Annotated in this window: 20 protein-coding genes; 13 read left to right on the top strand and 7 right to left on the bottom strand. The window is 42.2% G+C overall.

Annotation, left to right across the window (positions count from 1 at the left end):
- Window positions 1-68: 68 nt before the first annotated feature.
- Together ACFGVS_RS07445 and aroQ are read right to left on the bottom strand one after the other, a co-directional pair.
- Window positions 69-710: a hypothetical protein gene (locus ACFGVS_RS07445; RefSeq protein ID WP_439698093.1), complete on the bottom strand. Its 642-nt coding sequence runs from the start codon at window positions 708-710 to the stop codon at window positions 69-71.
- A 51-nt stretch (window positions 711-761) separates the two neighbouring features.
- The gene (gene aroQ / locus ACFGVS_RS07440) at window positions 762-1,181 is read right to left on the bottom strand and encodes a type II 3-dehydroquinate dehydratase (protein WP_439698092.1); all 420 of its coding nucleotides are present in this window, start codon (window positions 1,179-1,181) and stop codon (window positions 762-764) included.
- A gap of 203 nt (window positions 1,182-1,384) precedes the next feature.
- Between aroQ and xerD the strand changes: the two genes are divergently transcribed.
- Window positions 1,385-2,284, top strand: coding sequence for a site-specific tyrosine recombinase XerD (gene xerD, locus ACFGVS_RS07435; protein ID WP_439698091.1), 900 nt, complete (start codon window positions 1,385-1,387; stop codon window positions 2,282-2,284).
- A 177-nt stretch (window positions 2,285-2,461) separates the two neighbouring features.
- Here the strand turns inward: xerD and ACFGVS_RS07430 are convergent, their stop codons facing one another.
- Window positions 2,462-2,881, bottom strand: a complete 420-nt coding sequence (locus ACFGVS_RS07430) for an acyl-CoA thioesterase (protein ID WP_439698090.1) — start codon at window positions 2,879-2,881, stop codon at window positions 2,462-2,464.
- 178 nt (window positions 2,882-3,059) lie between these two features.
- Here ACFGVS_RS07430 and ACFGVS_RS07425 point away from each other — a divergent pair, with 178 nt between their 5' ends.
- The 8 genes from ACFGVS_RS07425 to ACFGVS_RS07390 all read left to right on the top strand — a co-directional run bounded on the left by ACFGVS_RS07425 (window position 3,060) and on the right by ACFGVS_RS07390 (window position 12,202).
- Window positions 3,060-4,865, top strand: coding sequence for a M61 family metallopeptidase (locus ACFGVS_RS07425; protein ID WP_439698089.1), 1,806 nt, complete (start codon window positions 3,060-3,062; stop codon window positions 4,863-4,865).
- 85 nt (window positions 4,866-4,950) lie between these two features.
- Window positions 4,951-5,904 carry an adenylyltransferase/cytidyltransferase family protein gene (locus ACFGVS_RS07420; RefSeq protein WP_439698088.1) on the top strand — a complete coding sequence of 318 codons (954 nt, stop codon included), beginning with the start codon at window positions 4,951-4,953 and terminating at the stop codon, window positions 5,902-5,904.
- 248 nt (window positions 5,905-6,152) lie between these two features.
- A complete protein-coding gene (gene rpsO, locus ACFGVS_RS07415; RefSeq protein ID WP_090647072.1) occupies window positions 6,153-6,431 on the top strand; it encodes a 30S ribosomal protein S15 in 279 nt (92 codons plus the stop codon).
- A 129-nt stretch (window positions 6,432-6,560) separates the two neighbouring features.
- The gene (pnp, locus tag ACFGVS_RS07410; RefSeq protein ID WP_090647077.1) at window positions 6,561-8,696 is read left to right on the top strand and encodes a polyribonucleotide nucleotidyltransferase; all 2,136 of its coding nucleotides are present in this window, start codon (window positions 6,561-6,563) and stop codon (window positions 8,694-8,696) included.
- A 168-nt stretch (window positions 8,697-8,864) separates the two neighbouring features.
- Complete coding sequence (locus tag ACFGVS_RS07405) at window positions 8,865-9,137, top strand: hypothetical protein (RefSeq protein WP_090647080.1); 273 nt, start codon at window positions 8,865-8,867, stop codon at window positions 9,135-9,137.
- 106 nt (window positions 9,138-9,243) lie between these two features.
- A complete protein-coding gene (rpe, locus tag ACFGVS_RS07400) occupies window positions 9,244-9,894 on the top strand; it encodes a ribulose-phosphate 3-epimerase (protein ID WP_439698087.1) in 651 nt (216 codons plus the stop codon).
- 202 nt (window positions 9,895-10,096) lie between these two features.
- Entirely contained in the window at window positions 10,097-11,164 is a 1,068-nt protein-coding gene (gene serC, locus ACFGVS_RS07395; RefSeq protein ID WP_274212893.1) for a 3-phosphoserine/phosphohydroxythreonine transaminase, read from the top strand.
- Window positions 11,165-11,248: 84 nt separating this feature from the next.
- Entirely contained in the window at window positions 11,249-12,202 is a 954-nt protein-coding gene (locus ACFGVS_RS07390; RefSeq protein WP_177183787.1) for a D-2-hydroxyacid dehydrogenase, read from the top strand.
- Between the two features lie 328 nt (window positions 12,203-12,530).
- Here ACFGVS_RS07390 and ACFGVS_RS07385 read toward each other — a convergent pair whose 3' ends face one another.
- Entirely contained in the window at window positions 12,531-13,475 is a 945-nt protein-coding gene (locus ACFGVS_RS07385) for an MlaD family protein (RefSeq protein ID WP_090647093.1), read from the bottom strand.
- Between the two features lie 272 nt (window positions 13,476-13,747).
- Window positions 13,748-14,650, bottom strand: coding sequence for an N-acetylmuramoyl-L-alanine amidase family protein (locus ACFGVS_RS07380; RefSeq protein WP_274212894.1), 903 nt, complete (start codon window positions 14,648-14,650; stop codon window positions 13,748-13,750).
- 52 nt (window positions 14,651-14,702) lie between these two features.
- Between ACFGVS_RS07380 and ACFGVS_RS07375 the strand changes: the two genes are divergently transcribed.
- Genes ACFGVS_RS07375 through ACFGVS_RS07365 form a run of 3 tightly spaced genes read left to right on the top strand, consistent with a single transcriptional unit; the run spans window position 14,703 to window position 20,495 of the window.
- Window positions 14,703-17,552, top strand: coding sequence for a putative LPS assembly protein LptD (locus ACFGVS_RS07375; protein ID WP_439698086.1), 2,850 nt, complete (start codon window positions 14,703-14,705; stop codon window positions 17,550-17,552).
- A gap of 5 nt (window positions 17,553-17,557) precedes the next feature.
- Entirely contained in the window at window positions 17,558-18,805 is a 1,248-nt protein-coding gene (locus ACFGVS_RS07370; protein ID WP_439698085.1) for a competence/damage-inducible protein A, read from the top strand.
- A gap of 43 nt (window positions 18,806-18,848) precedes the next feature.
- Window positions 18,849-20,495 carry a 2-oxo acid dehydrogenase subunit E2 gene (locus tag ACFGVS_RS07365; protein WP_439698084.1) on the top strand — a complete coding sequence of 549 codons (1,647 nt, stop codon included), beginning with the start codon at window positions 18,849-18,851 and terminating at the stop codon, window positions 20,493-20,495.
- Between the two features lie 430 nt (window positions 20,496-20,925).
- Here the strand turns inward: ACFGVS_RS07365 and ACFGVS_RS07360 are convergent, their stop codons facing one another.
- Complete coding sequence (locus ACFGVS_RS07360) at window positions 20,926-23,658, bottom strand: prolyl oligopeptidase family serine peptidase (RefSeq protein WP_439698083.1); 2,733 nt, start codon at window positions 23,656-23,658, stop codon at window positions 20,926-20,928.
- Window positions 23,659-23,887: 229 nt separating this feature from the next.
- On the opposite strand from ACFGVS_RS07360, the gene ACFGVS_RS07355 reads away from it, so the two are divergent.
- Window positions 23,888-24,346 carry a hypothetical protein gene (locus ACFGVS_RS07355; protein WP_274212901.1) on the top strand — a complete coding sequence of 153 codons (459 nt, stop codon included), beginning with the start codon at window positions 23,888-23,890 and terminating at the stop codon, window positions 24,344-24,346.
- A 56-nt stretch (window positions 24,347-24,402) separates the two neighbouring features.
- Here ACFGVS_RS07355 and ACFGVS_RS07350 read toward each other — a convergent pair whose 3' ends face one another.
- On the bottom strand, window positions 24,403-25,779 hold the full coding sequence (locus ACFGVS_RS07350) for an aspartate kinase (protein ID WP_439698082.1): 1,377 nt from the start codon (window positions 25,777-25,779) through the stop codon (window positions 24,403-24,405).
- Window positions 25,780-25,874 lie beyond the last annotated feature (95 nt).

Here is a 25,874-nt window from a genome sequence, read left to right as displayed (position 1 = left end):
CCGATTTGTATCGTTGGGATTGCTTCGTACCTCAATGACGGTTTGTTTTTTTAATTTTAGACAGCCTCTCAAGTTATCTCATCAATACTTTGATCAAGTAAATCACCATTAACAGGATATGCCCCGGTTTGCCAAATTTTTTTATCAAATGGTGGCAAGGTTTTGTCTTCCTTAAAATGTTGGCCCAATAATCTAAAACTCATAAACTCATCGCTGCCGGGTTGGCGGATGATTTCAAATTCGGTGTTGGGGAAATTATTTTGGCAATCGCCTTCATCCAAGTACTGTCCCCATAAAAACAAGGTTTTCTTTCGGTTTTTATCAGTAACGTCAATATAAAAAGCCGACCCAAAATCATCAAAATCAGCTCTTTTTATCGCTCTTGATGTTTTAACAGTAATAATTTCAACCTGCCCGGTTTTAATGGCACTTATCTTTTTGGCGTTACTAAGTGGCGTTACAAACTTATTGCAAATAAATACCGCTAAGGCCGAGGCAATAGCTAAAACGAGTAAACAGGCTATAATTTGAGTTGCCGCCGGTTCCGTTCCAAGTTTTTTGTAATTAACATGCAGCGCCATAAAAAGAATAAGGTAAACAACAACTGTAGCAGTAACAAAACCCTCCAGGCGCTTATAAAGGCTGGGAAGCTTTTTTAGCTGCTGCGCTTGTTGCTCGGCGTTTAGTCCTTTTAGTGTGTATTTGATCATGAATGTTGTTTATCATGTACCACATGTTATAGACTGTTATTGAAACTCTTACTATTTGTTCAGAAAGTTTTCTACCCCCAGCCTGTATGAGTCCATACCAAAACCGGCAATAACGCCCTTGCAGCTTGCAGCCAGCATAGAGTGATGCCTGAACTCTTCGCGTTTATATACGTTAGATATATGCACCTCGATAACCGGCGTATTGATAGCCGCGATAGCATCGGCAATGGCGATAGAGGTATGGGTGTAAGCGCCCGCGTTTATCACAATGCCATCATAACTAAAGCCAGTTTCGTGAAGTTTATTTATAATTTCGCCTTCAACATTACTTTGGTAGTAGGCTATATCTACGGCAGGGTAACGCGCACGCAGTTGTTCAAGGTAACCTTCAAAGCTGGTATCGCCGTAAATGGATTTTTCGCGAACGCCGAGCAGGTTTAAATTGGGGCCGTTTATAATTTGTATCTTCATTGCTCCAAACTTAAGTATAAAAATGCGAATCAAGAATCAAGAGCCAAGAATCAAGATAAGCACAAAAAAGCATAATGTGAAAATATAGCTTTATCGCCTATTCTTTCATCGAAGTTGACCAAAATATCCTAATATTGCTTTCTGTCTTGATTCTTGATTCTTGTATCTTGATTCTTTCTTATATACATTAAATTAAAATCAATTTGGATTGGCGTTCGGCAATAAAAGGTTTCCAGGCTTATTTGAAATTAGAGAAATCGCTGGCCGATAATTCTGTGGAGGCCTATAGCCGGGATATAGAAAAACTATACCAGTTTGCCGAAACCAAGCCATTTAAGCTGAAGCCGGAAACCATTACTTTAACCGATTTGCGGGAGTTTATCACCTGGGCGGCCGAGCTGGGCATGATCCCGTCGTCGCAGGCACGCATCCTATCGGGCATCAAGGCTTTTTACAAATATATGCTGATGGAGGATATTATCAAAAGTGATCCGTCGGAGTTATTGGAATCGCCCAAAATTCGGCGTAAGCTGCCTGATACCCTCAGTTACCAGAATATTAATAAACTGATAGCCGCCATCGATCTATCTAAACCGGAAGGCCCGCGCAACAAAGCGATATTGGAAACCTTGTATGGCAGCGGCCTGCGGGTTTCTGAACTAACCGAGCTAAAGCTATCTAACCTGTACCTGGATATAGAATTTATAAAAGTTACCGGGAAAGGTAATAAAGAACGCCTGGTACCCATAGGTGCCGAGGCCATCAAAGCCATTAAAATTTATATCGAAAACCTTCGGGTGCACATCCCCATTAAAAAAGGCGAAGACGATATTGTGTTTTTAAACAGGAGGGGGGCACGCCTTAGCCGCCAGATGATATTTTTGATGATCCAGGACCTGGCGCAAACTATCGGCCTTAAAAAAGCAATCAGCCCGCACACCTTCCGCCACTCCTTTGCCACCCACCTGGTTGAAGGCGGCGCCGACCTGCGTGCCGTACAGGAAATGCTGGGCCACGAAAGCATAACCACTACCGAAATTTATACTCACCTGGATAGGGAGTATCTGAAAAGCACGATAAGCCAGTTTCACCCGAGATCGTGAGGTCTGAAGACTGAGGTGTGTGGTCTGAGATCTGATGTTTGTTAAATTAAGATAATCAAAACAAACGTTACGAACGTTAGTTCACCCCAGACCCCAGACCCCAGACCCCAGACCCCAGACCCCAGACCCCAGACCCCAGACCCCAGACCCCAGACCCCAGACCCCAGACCCCAGACCCTAAATAGTATACTGCGCAATCACATCCTCAGGGACCTTGGCACTTCTTCCGGTAGCCATATCAATCATTACGTAATCAAAATAGCCGTCGCAGGATACTTTGCCGGTGGCTTTGTTGCTTAGGCTGAATTTTACGCGGCAGCCTTTATCGTCGATGCTTTCGATACCGGTTTTTACAATGAAGTAGTCGCCCATGGCGAGGGCACGTTTATAATCTACGTGGGCCGTGCGTACTACCCAGCCAAAACCGCGCTCCATAAATTTTTCCATAGCCATGCCGTAGCAACGTTCCATCTGATCGTACCGGGCGGCCAATACATAATCAAAATATTTGCTGTTGTGTACATGCTGAAACATGTCGATATCGTCCGGGCGTACACGAAACTCGCTTTCGAAGGTAGAGTAGATGGGAGTATCCATAGGGCAAATATAATGATTGGGTTGGAGAGTGGTTGATTGGTAGGGCAGTTGATTAAGCTGATTAGGTGAGTGGGTGTATTTTAAGTTATAAAGAGGGTGAACTTAGCCCGATGAAAATATATTTGAGCGTTACAAAGTTAGCGGCGGTTTTTCTATATTCGGAAAACTCTTATCTGCCATGAAAATATTATGCAAGGGGTGGTTGATCGCCGCCCTGTTTTTAAGTGCTAACTCGTTTGCCCAGCAGCAACCTGTAAATATGCAATACGCTGTATCGATGGAGAACGCGGCCGATCATCTTTACCACGTTGAGCTTACCAATAAAACGCCAGGTAAAACACTCGATTTTAAGATGTGTGCCTGGACTCCAGGCTACTACCAGCTTATTGATTTTGCCGCCGCGGTACAAAATTTTAAAGTAACCGATAGCAAGGGCGCAAACCTGAAGTGGCAAAAAGCGTCGGAAAACACCTGGCGCGTTTATCACAACAGCCCTGGCGCAGTAAAAATTTCGTATGACGTTAAAGCCACGGTGCCCTTTGTGGGCAATATTTACCTTGATGAAACCCGGGGATACATTACCCCCGGTGGTTTATTCATGTACCTGGATAATGAACTGCGGCATCCGGTTACCATAAAAATGCAACCCTATAGCAAATGGAATGCAATGGTGGCCACGGGCTTAGATACGGTTGCAGGTAAATATCACCTGTACAAAGCAGATAATTTTGATGTGCTGTACGATAGTCCCTTTTTAATGGGCGAATTGGAAGTGCTGCCTCCGTTTACGGTTAAAAATAAACCGCACAATTTTATTGGTTATAAGCTGCCGGAGTTTGACAGGCAGGCATTTATGGACGATTTGAAAAAGATTGTGGTTACAGGCAGCAATATTATTGGCGAAATACCTTATACGCACTACACCTTTTTATCAATAGGTGCCGGGGGCGGCGGTATCGAACATTTAAACTCATCGTCGTTAAGTTTTAGCGGGGGTGAGGGTTTTAATTCGCCCGAGGCTAAAAAGAGGCTTTACAACTTTATAGCCCACGAGTATTTTCACCATTATAATGTTAAACGCATCAGGCCGGTTGAATTGGGCCCGTTTGATTATTCGAAAGAGAACCACACCAATATGCTTTGGGTATCTGAAGGGTTTACGGTTTATTACGAATATATGATAACAAGGCGCGCCGGTTTAATGACGGGCGAAGATATGCTGAAAGATTTTGAAGAAAATATTAAAAACTATGAGAATAAGCCGGGCCATTTTTACCAGTCGGCCACCCAGGCCAGTTATAATACCTGGAACGACGGGCCAAACGGCCGCGTAAATGAGGATATTAATAAAACCATATCCTATTATGATAAAGGCCCTGTGCTTGGCCTAATGCTTGATTTTAACATCAGGCATGCTACTCAAAATAAAAAGACACTTGATGATGTAATGCGGTTGCTTTACTACAAATATTACAAAAAGCTTAACCGGGGCTTTACCGAAAAGGAATTTAGGGCCGAATGCGAAAAAATGGCCGGCACGCCAATGCCCGAAGTGTTTGAATACGCATCTACGGTTAAACCACCCGATTACCCAAAATACTTTGCTTACGGTGGTTTACGGATAGATACTAATGCTACGGTTACTTATAACTCATGGGCCGGCATTAATTACAGGCAACGACGCGATACGCTAATGATTGGTACCGTCGAACCCAATTCGCCTGCCTGGGACAAAGGCATAAGGGGTGGAACAAAAATTTTAACCGTTGAAGGCCAACCGGCAACGCAAAAATTATTAGACCATGCACTGGAAGCAAAAAACACTGGCGATGCTTTAACGCTCACCATACAAAAAGGAACCGAGAAACGCGACGTAACTATCATACTGGGCAGTAAAAAAGAAAAAACTTTTAAGATAAGTCCGCTACCTAATCCCGATCCGTTACAGGCGGCTATTTATAAAAGCTGGATAGGGAGTCTGTAAAGTCAAAATTCAAAAGTCAAAATTCAAAAATGACTTGCAATTTTAAAGCTATTTGTTTGTAGCATTGTGGGGTAATTAAAGCGCTATGAAAATTACAGAACAAACAAACCGGCTTATGGAGCTTGGCCTTGATGCGGATATACTAAACCGTTACCGCGAACCGCACCGGTTTTACCATACGCTGGAGCATCTGGACGATTTGTGTTGGCAGCTGGAATTAAAGGGTTTTGCCGATAATGATGCATTGCTGCTTGCCACAGTATTTCATGACATTATTTATGATCCGCGGTCGGCTACAAACGAAGAAGATTCGGCAAAGTTTTTTAATGAAGTGTTTATCGGCGACCAGCAATTAAAGGACGAAGTAACGCAGATCATCCTCGATACCAAAAATCATCAGCCCAAAACAGAGTTATCAAAAGTGTTTTGTGATGCCGATTTAAATATTCTCAAGCAGCCTTTTGATAAATTGCTGCAGTATGAGCAGCAGATATTTAAGGAGTTTCAGTTTGTTGATTATGCCATTTACCGCGAGAAGAGGGTAGAGGTGCTGCAGAGTTTACAGCGAAATATAAACAACCCCGCACTGGCATATTTAATTGATTACGTGCGCACCCGCCGGCCCAGGATAGCGGTTTACCCCGGTAGTTTTAACCCATTTCATAAAGGCCACTTTAATATACTGCAAAAAGCCGAACAGGTATTTGATAAGGTAATCATAGCCCGCGGCGTTAACCCCGGTAAAGATGCTTCCAGTTATGCTTTACCCGATATTTTAAAATACAGGCAATTAGCCACGTACGGGGGTTTACTAACTGATTTTACCGGTAACCTGGGCTACCCGGTAACAATAATCCGTGGTTTACGCAATGGATCGGATTTGCAATATGAATTAAACCAGTACCGCTATATGCAGGAGCTTGGCGATAAAAGTATCAATGTTATTGCCATATTTTGTGATATGGAGTTTGAGCATATCTCCAGCACCGGCATAAGGCAGCTGGAAAAATACGGGAAAGCCGGGGAGTATTTGGTTTAGGCGGGATTAGGTGAGTGGTTGAGATTTTATATGCAACGATACTCCGGTTTGTTCCAACCGAAAGCTGAAACCCTGTAACCCACGAGCTGAAAGCTCGCGGGAGCGGCTACCCAGTCAACCACTCACCTAATTAACCCAATCAACCACTCACCAACCTTTTGAATTTTGAATTTTTACTTTTGAATTTAATCACTATCTTTGCACCCACAATTAACAAAAGTATTTAACGCTTTAATATTATTCAAGTAATGTATTTAGGTAAAGAGACAAAGGCAGAGATCTTTGCAAAACACGGTAAGGGTGCTACAGACACTGGTTCAACCGAAGGTCAGGTAGCATTATTCACTCACCGCATCGCACACTTAACTGGTCACCTTAAGAAAAATAAACACGATTTTTCTACCCAGTTATCACTGCAAAAATTAGTAGGTAAACGCCGCGGATTGTTAGCGTACCTGTACAAAAAAGACATTGAAAGATATCGTGCTATCATCAAAGCTTTACAGCTAAGGGATATCATTAAATAATTCTCATACTTTTTATTGAAAAGCCATCCCGATTTTGTGGATGGCTTTTTTACTTTTGAAAAAATTATACACACACATAAAAAACCGGTGCGCTCCGAAAGATGAAAAGTGCACCACAACAAAAAGAAGATGAGTTTAAACGTAATTAAAAAAGTTATTGATTTAGGTGACGGCCGCACCATTGAGATCGAAACAGGTAAACTGGCCAAACAGGCAGATGGGTCTGTAGTTATTAAAATGGGTGATACCATGTTATTGGCTACCGTAGTATCGTCGCCGGAAGCGAAAGAGGGAGTTGATTTTTTACCCCTTTCTGTTGATTACCAGGAAAAATACGCTGCCACCGGTCGTATCCCGGGTGGCTTTTTACGCCGCGAAGCGCGTTTGTCAGACTATGAGGTTTTAATCTCGCGTTTGGTTGACCGTGCTTTACGCCCGTTATTCCCTTCAGATTATCACGCTGATACACAAGTGATGATCTCTTTAATTTCTGCCGATAAAGATATCATGCCCGATTGCCTTGCCGGTTTGGCAGCATCGGCAGCATTAGCTGTATCTGATATTCCTTTTAATGGCCCTATCTCTGAAGTACGTGTTGCAAAAATTGATGGTCAGTTGGTAATTAACCCAACTTTAACCCAGCTTGAGCATGCTACTTTAGAATTTATTGTTGCAGGTAGCGAGCACGATATCAACATGGTTGAAGGTGAATCGAAAGAGATCCAGGAAGCTGAATTGGTTGAAGCTATTAAATTTGCACACACTGCTATCAAAATTCAATGTTTAGCTCAAAAAGAGTTAACTATTGAAGTTGGCAAAACCGAAAAACGTGTTTACTGCCATGAAAACAGCAACGAAGATTTGAAAAAAGCAATCTATGCTGCTACTTATGACCAGGTTTACGCAATCGCTTCTTCTGCATCTGCAAAAGACGAGCGCTCAGCAAAATTCAAAGAAGTTCGTGATACCTATATCGCTACTTTAGGCGAAATTGATGAGGTTACTAAATTCTTAGCTAAAAAATACTACCATGATGTGGAGTATGATGCTATCCGTAACCTGGTATTAGATGAAGGCAAGCGTTTAGATGGCCGTTCAACTACCCAGATTCGCCCTATCTGGAGCGAAGTTGGTTATTTGCCGTCTGCACATGGTTCTGCCGTATTTACCCGTGGCGAAACACAATCGTTAACCACTGTTACTTTAGGTGCAAAAGATGATGAGCAAATGATTGATGGCGCGTTCATCAATGGTTACCAAAAATTCCTGTTGCATTATAATTTCCCGGGTTTCTCAACCGGCGAGGTTCGTCCTAACAGGGGTGCTGGTCGCCGCGAAATTGGTCATGGTAACCTGGCTATGCGTTCGTTAAAACAAGTACTACCATCTGAGGATGAAAATCCATATACCATCCGTATTGTTTCTGATATTCTTGAATCAAACGGTTCATCGTCAATGGCTACGGTTTGTGCCGGTACATTGGCTTTGATGGATGCTGGTATCAAAATCAAATCGCCGGTATCTGGTATCGCGATGGGATTGATCACCAACGAAATGGGTACTAAATATGCTATCTTATCTGACATCCTGGGCGACGAAGATCATTTAGGTGATATGGACTTTAAAGTAACCGGTACTGCCAACGGTATTGTTGCCGTTCAAATGGACTTGAAAATCAATGGCCTATCGTACGAAGTGTTAACTAACGCTTTAAACCAGGCCAAAGATGGTCGTTTACATATCCTTGGCGAAATGGCTAAAACCATTACTGCCCCTCGTGTTGATCTGAAGCCACATGCTCCGCGTATTGTTACCATCAAAATTGATAAAGAATTTATTGGTGCAGTTATCGGGCCCGGTGGTAAAATTATCCAGGAAATGCAACGCGAAACCGGTGCAACTATTTCTATCGAAGAAAAAGACAACCAGGGTATCGTTCAGATTTTTGCCGACAATAAGGCATCTATCGATCAGGCTTTATCGCGTATCCGCAACATTGCTTCTAAGCCAGAAGTTGGCGAGATATACGAAGGTAAAGTAAAATCAATTATGCCATTTGGCGCATTTGTTGAGATAATGCCAGGTAAAGATGGTTTGTTACACATATCTGAAATAGACCACCGCAGGATCGAAAAAATGGACGGTATATTTGAGGTTGGCGACGAGGTAAGGGTTAAATTGCTTGATGTAGATAAACAAGGTAAACTTAAATTATCGCGTAAAGCACTGTTACCAAGGCCGGAAGCTCCAAAATCCGAAAAATAATTGTAAATATTATATGTGCAAAACCCTCTTTATGAGGGTTTTGTTATTTTTGCTTGTTTTTTTTACACTTTTTTTGAAAAAATTAAAACAAAAGTGGGATGTTTAAACTTTATATCAGTTCATAGATAGTTGAATAAACCATAAAATCCGATCCTGCTTGTAAAAACGATGACCCCTGCTACAAATGATCCTTTAGATTTTCTTAATAGCAATCCGCAGGGAATACAATCGGCTACACAAACCGATTTAGTTCAATTGCTGCTATATGAGATCATCCGGGTTAAAGAATTAATACTGTATTATGACTCCATTCCCAATGGAGGTGGTCAGCTTGGCTCATCAATTTTGAATGAGCTGGTATCAGAAGCCTATCAATCGCTTGTAAACTACGATACAGTACTGATGAAAAAGTACTATGACTTGTTGCTAAACTGCGATTAAGCTGCATATGTGCAGATATGCAGATTTTAGATGTGCAGATGTTTACTTAAGATAAAACTTTACAAATAATTGCCAATTGCAATGTTGGGGATTTATATATTTGCACATGAACCATCTGATAGCGCCATCTATTTTAGCGGCCGACTTTGCCAACCTGCAACGCGATATTGAAATGATCAATAACAGCGAAGCTGATTGGGTGCATGTTGATATTATGGATGGCATGTTTGTGCCAAATATTTCTTTTGGTTTCCCGGTTGTTGCTGCCACAAAAAGGCATGCCACCAAACCGCTGGATGTTCACCTGATGATTGTTGATCCTGATAGGTACCTTAAGGCGTTTAAAGATGCCGGTGCCAATGGTATCACTGTTCATTACGAAGCCTGCCCGCATTTACATCGCACCGTACAAGCTATTAAAGAGCTTGGCTGCAGGGCAGGAGTCGCCCTTAATCCGCATACGCCCGTAGCTTTGCTTGAGGATATAATAGCCGACCTGGATATGGTACTCATTATGTCTGTTAATCCTGGCTTTGGCGGCCAAAAGTTTATTGCCAATACCTACAAAAAGCTTAACGATTTGAAGGCCCTGAGTGAAAGGAAAAATCCGGGCTTATTTATCGAGGTTGATGGCGGTGTAGATCAAAATAATGTTAAAGAATTATTGCAAGCAGGTGCAAATGTGCTTGTTGCGGGCAGTTCTGTGTTCTCATCGGCCATACCGGCCGATGCAATATATAACCTCAAACACCCTTAAAAGTTATTACAATTGTAATAATTACTACCAACCTTATAGGATAAATTTGATATTTGCAATCAAAAAGGCTTTTGTTGATTAATTGTATATTTTTTCAAAAAACGTAAATTAATCCTATGAATTTTGTCAAATTGATTAACTTCGGCCCAACTAAATACAAAGTTCCTAATCAAGTATTCAGAACCTACAATTCGTTAATTATATGAAACATAATTTTGGTGCCGGACCAGGCATTTTACCTCAGGAGGTTTTAAAACAAGCTTCCGAGGCGGTTATTGATTTTAATGGTACAGGATTATCATTGCTGGAGATCTCTCACAGGTCGAAAGAATTTGAAGCAGTTTTGAATGAAGCTGTTGCATTGGTAAAAGAATTATTTGATGTGCCAGAAGGTTATTCGATATTATTTTTACAAGGCGGCGCCAGTACGCAGTTTGCCATGGCCCCCTACAATTTATTGCCTTCAACAGGCAAAGCCGCTTACCTGGAAACAGGTGTTTGGGCTAATAAAGCCTTAAAGGAAGCCAAGTTTTTTGGCGAAGTAGAGATTGTTGCCTCTTCAAAAGCCGATAATTTTACTTACATCCCTAAAGATTATACTATTCCTGCTGATGCGGCTTATTTCCACATCACTTCAAACAATACCATTTATGGTACACAGTTACAGGAATTCCCAAAATCGCCGGTACCGGTTGTTTGCGATATGTCGTCAGATATTTTCAGCCGTAAAATTAACGTTGCCGACTTTGGTTTAATTTACGCCGGCGCTCAAAAAAACATGGGCCCTGCAGGTGTTACCTTAGTTATTGTTAAAGACGAAATTTTAGGTAAAGTTGACCGTAAAATACCGGCGATGCTTAATTACCAGGTACAAATTGAAGGCGGATCGATGTATAACACCCCTCCATGTTTTGCTATCTACGTATCGATGCTTACGCTGCAATGGTTAAAAGCCAAAGGCGGCGTTGAAGTTATCGAGCAGGAAAACATCACCAAAGCACGCGTATTATATGACGAGATTGAACGCAACCCGTTATTTAAACCGGTTTGCGCTACAGAAGATCGCTCGCACATGAATGTAACCTTTGTAATGGAAAATCCTGAACTGGAAAAACCATTCCTGAAACTATGCGACGAAAGAGGTATAGTAGGTATCAAAGGCCACAGAAGCGTTGGTGGTTTCCGCGCATCAATTTACAACGCGTTGCCAATAACCAGCGTTTACGCCCTGATTGACGTAATGCAGGAGTTTGCTGAATCAAATAAATAATTTAGTCATCAGTCATTGGTCATTAGTCATTTTGGATGGCGGATAGACCAATGACTAATGACCAATGACTAATGACAAAATAAGATGATCAAAATATTAGCTAATGACGGTATCGACCCGATTGGAAAACAGCTTTTAGAAGAAGCCGGTTTTATTGTTGATACCAATAACATTCCGCAGGATGAATTACCTGTGCGGTTACAAGAGTACGATGCCATTACTGTACGTAGCGCAACTAAAGTACGTAAAGCCCTTATTGATGCCTGCCCAAATCTTAAAGTGATTGGCCGTGGCGGTGTTGGTATGGATAACATTGATGTAGAATATGCAAGGGAAAAAGGCCTGAGCGTTTATAATACGCCTGCGTCATCTTCATTATCAGTTGCCGAACTTGTTTTTGCCAGTTTATTTGGTGCGGTTAGGTTTTTGCCAGATAGCAACCGCAAAATGCCGGTTGAAGGCGGCACAAAATTTAACGACCTGAAAAAGGCTTACGCAAAAGGTATCGAACTGCGCGGTAAAACTTTAGGTATTGTTGGCTTTGGCCGTATCGGCCGAGAGGTGGCTAAAATAGCTATCGGCGTTGGTATGGAAGTTTTGGCTTATGATTTATTCCCTTTTAACCCCGAGTTGGATATTGTTTTAGGTGGTGGTACAACCGTTAAGGTAAGTGTAAAAACTTCAACTTTAGAAGAGGTAACCAAAACGGCCGATTTCATTACCCTGCACACGCCGTTTATTGACAAGGCCCTGTTTGGTGCCGAAGAATTGGCATTGACCAAAAAAGGTGTTGGCTTTGTAAATATTTCACGCGGTGGTTTAATTGACGAATTGGCTTTAGTTGACGCGTTAAACAGCGGCCAGGTTTCATTTGCAGCTTTAGACGTATTTGATAACGAGCCAACCCCCCGCGAAGAGATACTGAAACACCCTAAAATTTCTTTAACCCCTCACATTGGTGCTGCCACCAATGAGGCACAGGAAAGAATAGGTGTGGAGCTTGCCAACCTGATCATCGATCACTTTAAAAAAGCATAAACACTAATTTGACTATTGAGCCGAATTTCACGAATTTGATTAGAGGCTGATTTTTTGAATATAACGAATGGCACGAATTCCTAAAGAGTTCGTGCCATTTGGTTTGGTGCGATGTCACCAGGTATAAAGCGATGACCAACTATGCACATTCGCCTTACATTCATGCGGTTGCTTTTGTTCCTTATAAGTGATGGTCACAGCTAACCCGATACAGTACGACGGAATTTACGAAAGCCTCTCGAATTTGTGATAAATACCTGCCTACACACAAAAGCCGGATAAATTTCATTTACCCGGCTTTTGTGCTTTAAACTCTTAATTCTTTTTTTTAATCTTTTTTACCGCCAAATACCGAGAAACTCACGTAACGTTTAGGATGAGCTTTTAAATCGAGCAACAGGTTGTTTAGGCTGTTGGTGGCGGCATCCATGTTTTTGTAAACCTTATCGTCGTTCATCAACAAGCCCAAAGTTCCTTTGGTCGAATTGATATTGGCGATAGTTGCCTGTAAATCGGCCATGGCCTTATTGGCGTTATCTAAGGTGTTTTTGATGTTCGATGCAGCTATATCGTTACTTATTTTTTCAAAATTAGTAGCCATACCGTTTATATGTACGGTGCTCGTCTTCAGGTTAGATGATACTACTTCGGCATTCGACAGTATTACATCAATGTGTTTGGTTTGGGTTCCAACCAGGTTATCTATTTTTTTGGTAACACCTTCCAGGGTTTGCAGGGAGTTGGCAATGCTCATAAAACTGCGGTCAACATTCTTCTGAAAATTTGGGTTCAGGATCTTGTTGATGGCCGCTAACGATGAATCGAGCTTGGTAATCAGCATTTCGGCTTTTTTTTGTATCGGCTGCAGGCTCTCGGCCAGGCTTCCCTGTATGTCGGCCTTCAAAGTGTCTTTGTTTTCGGCAAGTATTTTACTATTGCCTAATTCAAAAACAATGGCTTTGCTACCTAAAAGATCAGTGCTTTCCAGCTTGGCCAGGGTATTGTTCGGGACATCGTATTTTTCCTCAATCTTAAATTCAACTATGGTGCGGCCATCCGGCTGAAGCTCCATTTTTGAAATACGGCCAATCTGGAAACCATTTACCAGTACAGGTTTTGATACGCCGAGGCCTTCAACACTGTTGTATACGGCGTAAAACTTATTTGATCCCGAAAATACATCGTTACCCCTTAAAAAGCTGTATCCTAAAACGAGTATAGTGATAGCAATAACCGTAAGGGCGCCTATTTTTGTTTCGTTTGAAATTTTCATTAAGTAGTGTGATTATGTTTAAATGTTTTTGCTGGCAATGCCCGCGGCACAGGTGATGTTATAAGCAATATACGTTTGAACAACTGATTAAGTTTTTATACACACTAATTATCGCGAATTGTATCGAATTGAAGAATGGCTCGTATCTATATTAATTTTATGATTCTTGCAATTCATTTTAATTATTGAAAATTAGTGTCTCTTATCATGTTTATATTCAACTTTTATAATTCGTGAAATTCGATATAATTAGTAACAAATTCGTATGTAAATTATTGCGATACATGCTCCACTTCGTTTTTATAATTTAACAGCGCACGCACAATTGAACTCACAATTTCATTTTGTCCATCTTCCGAGTTTAGGTACGCTTCATCGCTTGGGTTATTAATATAGCCTGTTTCAACCAAAACGGATGGCATTGCGGTATGGCAAAGTACGTAAATACCTTGTTCCCGTAAACCTTCGCTTGGCCGCCCATCGGTTTCAACAAATTCATTATTAATTAAAGTTGCCAGTTTGATGCTTTGCTGCCTGAATTTTCTTTTATACTCGTTGGTTAAAATGATAGTAATGGGATCGTCGGGATCTAATCCGGCGTCCATTCCCGAATCTTCCTCAACCTGGTTGTGAACGATGGTCCTTTCCTCTTCTTTTGACCGGTGTAAACCGTAAACCAACAATAATACTCCTTTGCCGGAGCGGTCTGGTACACTTACCGTACGGTAAACCGGCTTATGGCGTTTTGTGCCAACTTGCTCGCGCACATGCCTGTCAGATAGTGAGTTGCAGTGTATAGATACAAAAATATTGCCTTTGTTTTCGTTTGCTATTTCGGCGCGGCGTTCAAATGATACATCGTCCTCTGTCGACCGGGTTAAAACGGCTTTTACCCCAGCCATATCTTTTTCTATTGCAGCCTGCAATTTTAAAGCGATAGCAAGCGTTACATTTCTTTCCGAAGAAAAACTTCCTGATGCTCCGTGCGAGAAATGCCCCGTCCCGGTGGGCTTGCCGCCATGACCAGCATCAACGATAATAGTTTTTATTTTGAAACCCGAATTAACAACCGTATCTGTTTTGATGAGGCCGTAAGAAATAAGTGGGAACGATGAAAGGAGTAACAACAATGCCGATAAACTATAAATCAATCTTTTCAATGCCCTATTTTTCATTATTTTTGAACGCTGTTAACTATATCTGCAAAAATACTATTCATAATCAATTTTGAAATTCATAACTCTTTTTTTTCTGTTTGCAATTATTTTAACGGTAAATGTACTGGTTGCCGAAAGCAAAGGTACATATAACAGGTATAGCCGCAAGGCCGTTGCAGATACGATTATTAAACTCGACACTACTAAGGCAAAAGATAGAAAACTCCTTAAAGTTAAGAAATCTAAGCAAAATAAGCCAAATCTAAATGCAGATGGGCAGGGTGTAAGCAATACTTTTAACATCACTCCTGCTGTAGATACCGTTATTAAAGCGGATACCAATAAAAACAAAAACAGCCAGGGTAAGCCAACAATACCGGGTAAGCCCCAAACCAAGTTGCCTGAAACTGATACAACAAAAAAGAAAGGGGGCATCCAATCGGAAGTTAAGGCAGTGGCCGAAGATTCGACAATTGTTGATAACGAACATAATATTTTATACTTGTACGGTCGTGCAAGGGTAACTTACGAGGATTTTGAGCTGGATGCAGACTATATCAGGGTCGACCAAAAAAATCACCTCATTTTCGCCAGCGGGAGTATTGATCCGCGTACCAGGCGTTATGTTGGGCGGCCTTTGTCTAAATCAAAAAATGAAAAACCGATAGCATCCGACTCGCTGTTGTTTAATTACACCACCAAAAAAGGAAAGCTTTACAACCCTGCATCTGAACAGGAAGGTAATTTTATATCAGGAGGGCAGGCAAAAAAACTTAACGAAACCGAAGTTGCCTACCGTAATGTTATATTTAGTACCTGCGATTTGCCTTATCCGGATACACATTTTGGTATTGTGATAACCAAAGGTATCGGCGAAAAAAACAGGATCATATCCGGCCCCGCTTATTTGGAAATTGAGGGGGTACCGCTGCCCCTGGCTATTCCGTTTGGCTTTTTTCCGAAGCCCAATACGCGAACATCCGGGGTTATCCTGCCAACTTTTGGCGAGGATGCAAAACTGGGCTTTAAACTGTCTGGCTTTGGTTATTACCTGGGCTTAAGCGATTATATGGATTTAACTACCACTGGTACCATCTACTCCAAGGGGTCATATGAAGTAAATTCTACCGCGCGGTATCTTGTGCGTTATAAATATACCGGCAACCTGTCCTTAAGTTATGGATCGCATAATTACGGCCTGCCTGGCGACCCTGCCGTAAAAGATATCCATATAGATTGGACGCACTCACAGGATCCGAGCGCTAATCCGGGCTCAACATTCAGCGCATCGGTAAACGCTGGTACTTCGGGTTATTTTTCGCGCAATCCGTCAACGTCAAATTATAACGTAGTTACCGCGGCGCAAAGTAGCTTACGTTCAAGTATATCCTATGGCAAAACGTGGGCGGGTACGCCCTTTAACCTAAGTGTCGGTATTGGCCACAGCCAGGATATAGCCAACAAAACAATCACTATCGAGTTGCCAACTATTGCTTTTGGAATGTCGTCAATTAACCCGTTTGACTCAAAAGACAGGGTTGGTGAGCAAAAATGGTATCAAAAAATAACCGTGAGTTATAACATGAATGCTACCAATAAAGTAAACAACATTCCCGAGTCTGAGTTGTTTAAAAGCACAGTTACCAAACGGTTGCAAAATGGTTTTCAACACCAGATACCGGTAAGCCTTGGGTTAAACGTGCTTAAATATTTTCAGTTTAACAGCAGCGTAAATTATACTGAGCGCTGGTATTTTCAAAGTGTAAACAAACATTTTGAACGCGGAAGCATCAGCAACTCTGATCAGTTATTGGTTGATACATTACAGGGATTTAAGCGTGCAGGCAACTACAGTTTAAGTACCGGCCTATCAACCAAGTTATACGGTACCTTAAACTTTAAAGGCAATTTAAAAGCTATAAGGCACGTAATGACCCCTTCAATCGGTTTTGGTTACACCCCTGATTTTAGCGACCCAAGCTACGGGTATTATAAAACCGCGGTAAGCCAGGCAAGCGTGCCATACCCTTACACCTATCAAAGATATTCAATTTTTGAAAACGGCGTCTATGGCTATCCATCGTCGGGTAAACAGGCAGGCATCAGCTTCGCGCTTGATAACACAATCGAGGCCAAGTTAAAAGCCAAAAGCACCGATACATCAGGCACCGATAGAAAGATTACCCTTTTACAAGGCTTATCATTTTCAAGTTTTTACAATTTTGCCGCCGACTCCATGAAATTGGCCAATATTCAGTTTTCGGGTCACACCGCTATTTTTAAACAAAAGGTGAATATTAGTTTTAGCGGCTCATTTGATCCTTATGTTACCGCTGTGCATGATTCTATTGCTAACAATACTATTGTACGCACCAGCCAGCGGGTTAATAAGTTCAGGTGGTCAAACGGTCAGTTTCCGCAGTTAAACCAACTGAGTATATCTATGAGCGGCAGCTTAAATTCCACATCGGCCAAAGCGCCGGGTACACCTAATGTGAATACCTTGCAAGGGGCAGGTTCCCCGCAATTACAACGTCTGGCGCTGGTAAACAGCGATCCAAATTCATATATCGATTTTAACGTACCCTGGAATATATCCTTAAACTACAGTTATAGCTACAGTAATTATCTTAACCAGGTATCTACCAGCAATACCCTTATGATAAGCGGCGATGTTAGCATCACCCAAAAATGGAAAATTCAATACTCAACCAACTACGATTTTAAGGCCATGAAACTGGCCAGCGCTACCTCATTTTCTATTTATCGCGATTTGCATTGCTGGGACCTTTCGTTTCAATGGGTGCCTTTTGGTTATTTAAAATCATATAATGTTACATTAAAGGTAAAATCTACTATTTTGCAGGACTTGAAGCTGAGTAAAAGAAACGACTACTCAAGTAACAGGACTTTTTATTAATTATTATGCTGGCAGAGATCATAACCATTGGCGACGAAATACTGATAGGACAAATTGTTGATACCAATTCGGCCTGGATGGCTAAGGAGCTTAATAAAATAGGAATAAGAGTAAAACAGATCTCGTCGGTATCTGACGATAAGGAACATATACTTAAAGCATTGGCCGAGGCCGCAGGCAGGGCTAAAGTTATTTTTATTACCGGAGGATTAGGCCCAACGAAAGATGACATCACCAAAAAAACATTGGCGGAGTATTTTAAGGCCGATATGGTAGAAAACAAGCAAGCATTGGAAAATGTGGAGCGTATTTTTGCTAAATATAACCGTCCTCTGCTCGAAATTAACCGGCTACAGGCTCAGGTGCCATCAAACTGCGAGATCATATTAAACAAAAACGGTACCGCGCCTGGTATGTGGTTTAACCATGATGGGGTGATATATGTATCGATGCCGGGTGTTCCCTTCGAGATGATGTATATGATGGAAGATGGTGTAATACCAAAGTTAAAAGCCACGTTGAAATTGCCTTCAATCATTCACAAAACACTTTTAACGGTTGGCGAAGGCGAGTCTTTTTTGGCCGAAAGGATAGCGGATATTGAAGATGCATTGCCATCATATATTAAGTTGGCTTATTTACCCAAATTAGGTCAGGTTAGGTTGCGGCTGAGTGCTTTTGGCGATGATATTGCACTGATGCAAAATGACGTTGATGAATTTGCCGGAAAAATAATTGAGCGCATAGGCCGTGTTTTTGTTGTTGCCGAAGATATTCCTTTAGAAAAAGCGATACTTAATAAAATGGCCCAAAAAGGGCTAACCTTATCGGTGGCCGAAAGCTGCACGGGCGGATATCTTTCTCATCTTTTTACCCAGCATGCCGGCTCATCAAAAGTATTTTTTGGAGGTGGAATTGTGTATTCGTATGAGTTGAAGGAGCATATTCTTGGGGTAAAACCAGAAACTTTGTCGGCTTTTGGAGCGGTAAGCGAGCAAACTGTGAAAGAAATGGTAGAGGGGGCGTTGTTAAATTTCAGGTCGGATTTTGCCATATCCATAACGGGGATAGCAGGGCCCGATGGGGGCACCGATGATAAACCCGTTGGTACTGTGTGGATTGCCGTTGCAGGCAGGGGCAGGTTGTTAGTAAAGAAATACACATTTGGCAATAAAAGGCAGCAAAACATCGAAAGGAGTGCTGTAACGGCATTAGCCATGTTGAATACTTTACTAACAGATGTTGTAGATTAAGCTGCAAAATGTATAATTTTGTGCGAAAGCATAATTTGTATCTATGGCCAAATATCAACTATTATTGCCAAAAATGGGTGAAAGCGTTGCGGAGGCAACCGTAATTAAATGGAACAAAAATCCAGGAGATCGCGTTGATGCCGACGAAGCAGTAATGGAGATTGCGACTGATAAAGTTGATTCAGACGTGCCGTCACCCGTTGCCGGTAGGTTAATAGAGCAATTATACCAGGAGAATGATGTAGTGCAGGTAGGGGCGATAATTGCCATTATTGAAACCGATGAGCCGGAACATGCAACTGCCGGATCCGATTCTAAGTCAGCGCCGGAAGTTGAAACAACAATTCCTGCTATTGAAGTACCTCACATAGCAGAATCGGCACCGGTTGATGAAAGTCAGGATGATTTTAAGGAATACACCCCGTTTAATGAGGTTAGGTACGATGCACAGCCCCCTGTAGTTGAAAATCAAGAGGTTGCAGAATATCAACCCGATGTTGTAGCACCTGCAGATATACCGGGCATTGCACAGCTTGAACCCCAGGCGCCATCGCCTTATGATCAGAATTTTAAAGGTGAGGGACGGTTTTACTCGCCGTTGGTACGTAATATAGCCAGCCAGGAAAATATCAGCATTGATGAACTCGACCGTATTCCCGGTACCGGATCTGAAGGCCGTTTGACCAAAGACGATCTGTTAAGTTATATTCAATATAAAAATTCGCCGGTTGCCGCTCAAAAAGAGGCAGTACCTGAACCGCCCTTTGCTGCAGTATCGCAAACTGTTGAGCCAACAAGTGCTGCCGCGCCGGTAGAAAGCCCGGTAACCGAGAAGCCGGCGGCTGCGTTTGAGCCTGAGCAAGTGAAAGAACCAACAATGGTTCCGGAGCCACAACCTGTATCCGGACCGGAAACGGTGTCTGCACCAAAGGCCGAAGTTCCACCTGCACAGCCTGCATCATCCTCAGGTTCGGTATCTGGTGTTGATGAGGTCATCGAGATGGACAGGATGCGCCGCCTGATTGCCGATCATATGGTGATGAGCAAGCAAACCTCGCCGCATGTTACCTCATTTGTTGAGGCTGATGTAACCGGGCTGGTTTTATGGCGCGAAAAGGTGAAAGGCAGCTTTGAAAAACGTGAGAACGAAAAAATAACCTTTACCCCGATATTTATTGAGGCCGTAGTTAAGGCGATCAAAGATTTCCCGATGATCAATGTAACGGTTAATGGTACGCAAATTATAAAGAAGGCAGCTATCAATATCAGCATGGCAACCGCCCTGCCAAGTGGTAACCTGATAGTGCCGGTGATTAAAAAAGCCGATGAGTTAAACCTGCTGGGGATTACCAAGGCAGTTAATGACCTGGCCAACCGTGCCCGTACCGGTAAATTATTACCTGACGATGTAAGAGATGGTACATTTACAATAACTAACGTGGGATCGTTTGGCAATGTGATGGGTACGCCAATTATTAATCAGCCACAGGTAGCCATACTGGCAGTTGGCGCCATCAAGAAAAAACCGGCTGTAATAGAAACCCCGCAGGGAGATGTAATAGCCATCCGCCACATGATGTTCCTGTCGTTGTCATATGACCACAGGGTTGTTGATGGCGCCTTAGGGGGCTCATTTGTACGCCGGGTAGCCGATTATCTTGAAAAATGGGACGCAAACAGAGAGATATAAACAACTCATCATATAAAACAACAAAGCCGGACTAATTAATAATCCGGCTTTGTTGTTTCCGAACTTCCTTTTTTGAAAGGGGAAGGGCGTTTGATAAAATAAGAAGTCTCCACTTTAGGGGAGATTTACAGGGCAAACTAATTGGGTTAACATAACTTAACACATTTTAGATAAAATATTTATAAATATTTGATAATCAATATTTTGTATTTTATCATGGTTAACACTAAACTGATTGCGCAATTTAGGCGCGTCCAAATACTTGTGCATGTTGTTGGCCAATACAAGTCCCTTCGGCAGCCGGATCATTTAACCAGGATCAGCCAATAAAAACAAAGTGTAGTTTGATGCTTATATCTTACCGACGCCATAAACTCATTCCATTAGCTATTTGGATGCGTTTACCCTGGGGAGATTTAAAGCGGCTCGCCTATTTTACCAACTCAAAGCCCCAGTCTTTACCCTTATCCGCAGCGGGTACACCTTTGGCCATCCAAACAGGCATTGGCGCACCTTTCAAAAAGTGGTCAAAATATTGTTGCTCGCGTATGGTAATATCCTTGCGGTTTTGCCGCTGAACCAGGTTATGTGCTTCGCCGTTATATTGCAGCAGCCAAACCGGTTTACCCAGGCGGCGCAGGGCTGTAAACATTTCTATCCCCTGGTACCAGGGCACCGCGCCGTCAGCATCGTTACTCATGATCATTACAGGGGTTTGTACTTTGGGAAGTTGAAACAACGGCGAATTCTCGATATACAATTCCGGCTTTTCCCATAATGTTGCGCCAATGCGGCTTTGCGTTTTCTCATATTGAAACTGCCTGTTAACACCCGACTCCCAGCGAATACCGCCGTATGCCGAAGTCATGTTGGCAACCGGAGCGCCGGCCCAGGCCGCGGCATACATATTGGTTTGGGTAACCAGGTACGCCACCTGGTAGCCGCCCCAGCTTTGTCCCTGGATGCCTATATGAGCGCCGTCAACCCACGAATTCTTTTTCAATGATTCAACTCCCGAGTTGATGAATTCAACCGCCGAAGCGCCGGGATGACCCGTTTCATAGCTAATATCAGGTGCAAAAACCAGATAGCCGTTACTTACAAAAAATGAAATGGGCAGGCGCGACGGGGTAGGTGCGGGGGGCAGGTAATTATATAATCCTTCGGATAGTTTTTCGTAAAAATATACTACCATGGGGTATTTTTTGTTGACGTCGAAATCCTCCGGCTTATATAAAATACCGGTCGACTTATAGCCTTTAGGCGTAGTCCAGTGCACCAGTTCGGCTGTTCCCCAGTTGTATTGGGCCTGTTGAAGGTTGATACTGCTAAGTTTGGTCTCTTTCTTCAGGTCGGTTGATACGTATAAATCCGGAGAAGATTCATAATTGGCTTTGGTGTAAATGTAAATTGCTGCCTTTTTTGCCCTGGTTAAATCGCCATAGCTGTATTTGCCCCAGGTTACCTTTTCAGGCGGGGATTTACTCTCGGGCTTTTTTACAAAATATCCCCATTGCTTTGTTTCTTCGTCCTGTGCCAGCAACCACATAGGCTGTTTTGTGGGAATAAACTTTTGTTCGGGATCGGTAATGTCGTACCTGATAATGAGTTTGTTTTTGCGCCCTATACCGTTGGTAAAGTTGGTGGCTTCGCCCGTTGCGGGATCAATGCTCCAGATATCGTACCGGTCGTAAATTAATACGGCCTTATCGTCTTTTGTCCAGCCTGCTAAGCCGTAATTCTGGGCGTAGTTAGGTACATCATTCAGTTCGTCGCCCATTTTTGTGCCGATTGATTTTGTCAGGTTGGTTTTTGCGCCGGTCATGATCTGGTAGCTGTACCACTGCTGATCGGCAAAATTGAACCATATCACGTACTGCCCGTCCGGCGAGATGCGATAACTCGCTTTTACACCTTGGTTTATCAGCCGTTTGTTGCCGCTTTTAGTATCAATTAAAATGGCTTGCTGTTTGGTGTCGCCTTCCCATTGGGATTGTACGCGTGCGCCGGTATCTGTTAGTGCCAAAACATAACGCGCGTCCTTATTCTCGGCCACAAAAACTTCGGGAATAGCCTTGCTGCCCAATTGCACCTGTTTAGACGTTGGATCTTCGGGCCTGATTATAGCCAGGTAGCTTCTTTTAAGTTCTTTTTGCAGGTTCTTGAGCTGTTGGGGCTGCAGGTAATCATCTTTATAGTTCCAGATATCAAGCCGGGCTACTTCAAAATCAACAATAGTAGTATCGGCCGGTTTGGGGATAGGGGCAGTGCCAAAAAACAAGTTTGTGCCACTCTTGCTGAAATATATTTTACCATCGCCGCTCACGGCCCATTTATCGGGCATGGTTTCTAATCCTTCAGCGGCTATTACGGTAGCACTGTCGCGGGTTATGTTGTAATAGTAAAGTTTAAATGGTTTTATCAAGGCTTTTTCGGGGTTCTTCTCGGCGGCAAAAGCAATTTGCCTGCCCGCGTCATCAATGGTTATGTTGTGGTAATTGCCCCGGACTTTGCTGATAGCTTTTACTGCGTTCTTATCCACATCAAAAACGTACAGGCCAGAAGTAAATTGTTTTTGCCTTACCGGCGCGGTAACCGCAAAAGCCACCAGCTTACCATTTTTGCTTACCTGGTAATCGGTGACGTATTTAAAGGTATGGGTTATTGTACCTGCCAGTTGTTTTACCGTAAGGTCGGCACCGTCTTGTGTTGACGGTGCGGTAGTTTCTTTAATAGCTTTTTTGGAGGTATCGCCAGGCGAAGGTTTTTTTATAGTATCAGCAGCAGACAGATAGGCAATTACGTTGGCGCTCTCGGCTATTTTAAAGTTTCTGACTGACGGTATTTTGATGATGTTTTGTGTCGAAAGCGAAATAAATCCTAAAGTATCTTTTGGGAATTCCGATTGTTTTTTCTTCTTGATCTTAGCTTGCCTGGTATCTTTAAAAAACGGCCTGATCTGGAATACCGCAAATTTACCATCGCTGCTGAAACGCGCCGTATCGGCACGTGGTATCTGAACTTTGGTTGTGTTTTTTGTATCAGTTATCACCAGGCAGGCATCGCCCTCCTGCGGTTTCACAACATACATAATCCATTTACCACCATTACTTATCCGCTGGCCGGTTATGCTTTGCCATCCGTCAAAAACAGCGTGATCCAAAGGTTTTTTTGAGATTGTTTGAGCGGATAGGCTGACGTAGATAGCCGACAAAAGGATTATTAGTAAAAGTTTACGCATATCAACTTTGTTAACCATTAAATATGCTCAAAATAGCTCGTTTATAAAAATTAGCCACGTGAAAGTTACAATGTAGGGAGGAGAAGATACGGGATAATCCGAAAAGTAAAAGCTTAGTTACTTTAGGGTAATTTGTTACATTTGATGAAGGATGAAATACTATTTTAAATTTGGTGCTGGGTTGATTTTGCAATTAGTGGTAGCTGTAATATGGATACTTGTTATCTCTTTTAGCCGGAATATTCCACCAGTGGCAAATTGGTTTATATACATAGGCTTTGCGTTTAATCTCATCAGCCTGTTCTACTACAATTTAAAATCAATAATAGTGGCAATAAATAAAGAGCCTCAGCTTGAATTTGATGAGGTTTGTATTTATGACCATGTTAAAAATGCAAAATATTATTGGACAGATATTGAGGAGATTGAGGAAGAGAATGGTTCACTCATAATTAAAATGTATCCGGTTGCAAAGCAAATTTCAACTGGCCAGATTTTAATACGCCATGCTCCTAAAACTATCAGGCTTGGAAATGTGGATGTTTATTTAACAGAACTATTAACCATGCTGAATATTTACAGTATAAAGGCGATAAAAATGGAAAAGTGAGGGGATGACAATTGAGTATTTCTACTACAATTTTCATCCCCTGATTTGCTTTCAAATTATATCATCGCCTTATTCAAGGCCTTTATAGCTTCGGCAAAATCTTCTCTTGCAACCAAAAACTGGATGTTTACCTTGCGCAGGGCAAAGCCACAGCTTTTAATATTGATGCCTTTTTGTGCCAGCGCTGTTGCCGATTTGGCTAATAAGCCTGGCTGATCCATATTAGAACCGATGAGGCATACCATGGCCATTTTTTCTACAGTTACTTTCTCATAGTCATCTTCAAGCTCCTGTATCAGCTTTTTATTAAAATCCTTATCCCATATTACAATCGAGATACTGTTGGCGCTTGTGGCCTTAAAAGTATAGCTTACGCCATATTTATAAAACAGCTGCATGATATGAAAATCGGTACCTACGTTGCCCACCATCGATGGGTCGTATATATCAATCATCATTACGTGCTCGGTTCCGGTAATTACTTCAACCCTTTTTTTATCACATATGTACTCGCGTGTAATTAATGTGCCGGGATGTTCGGGTTGGAAAGTGTTTTTTATTCTCAGGTCAATATCATTGATCTCTAATGGTTTGGATGCTTTTGGATGGATAGCTTCCATGCCCACATCAGCCAATTGGTCGGCCACATCGTAGTTGGTATTGCCTACCGGGAAACAATTTTCAACGCCTACCAATTGCGGGTCGGCGGTACATAAATGGTATTCTTTATGGATGATAGCTTCCTGTGGTTTTACTTCAACAGCTATTTTACTAAAAGTAACTTCAGAATAGCCGCGGTCAAACTCGCGCATAATACCTTCAGTGCCTTTGGCGTAACCGGTTACAATAGTAATGGTGCCGGCAAAATCAATGTGCTGCAGATCCTTCCGGATACGTTGATCGATAGTTAAGGACCGGTGATCATGGAAGCCGCTCAAATCAACAAAAGTGGCGTTGATGCCCATGTTTTGCAGGACATTGGCAAATACAAACGCCGAATGACTTTCGCCTATCGATGCCAGGATTTCGCGTGCGGCCAGCAACACATCGGCTTTATTTACATAACCAGAGGCAAGGATATTGGCGATATTTTCCAGGTAGGTTTGTGCGTCTTTAAGACGTTGCTCAATAAAGGCATCAGCCTGGGCAAGGTTTAAGCCAAGGCCTTCGTAGTTTTTATTGAGTTGCTTTAGTTTAACAATAAGTTCTTTAAGGGGCTTATGAAAATCCTTATAAGTTGCCAAACGGTGATAAACACCAGGGGCCTTGGTTTTTTTATTTTCGAGCAGGAGGTTGGTCACCCCCGAAAATGCCGATACTACAAAGATGCGGTTGTAAAGCTGGTCGCCGCTGCGCTCAAACAGGATAATGTTTTTGATCACATCACCCAATGCGGTCATGGATGTACCGCCGATTTTTTCTACTGTTAACATTATTTTAAAACACGAATAGACACGAATTTTGTCGAATTACACGAATAAAAAACAAATTTTTGTCTATTTAGATATGAAAACCTTATATGATATAA

The organism is Mucilaginibacter sediminis, from assembly GCF_051903035.1.
Classification (GTDB): Bacteria; Bacteroidota; Bacteroidia; order Sphingobacteriales; family Sphingobacteriaceae; genus Mucilaginibacter.
The sequence above is the reverse complement of the archived record's forward strand: the minus strand, read 5'-3'. Positions and strand labels throughout refer to the sequence as shown.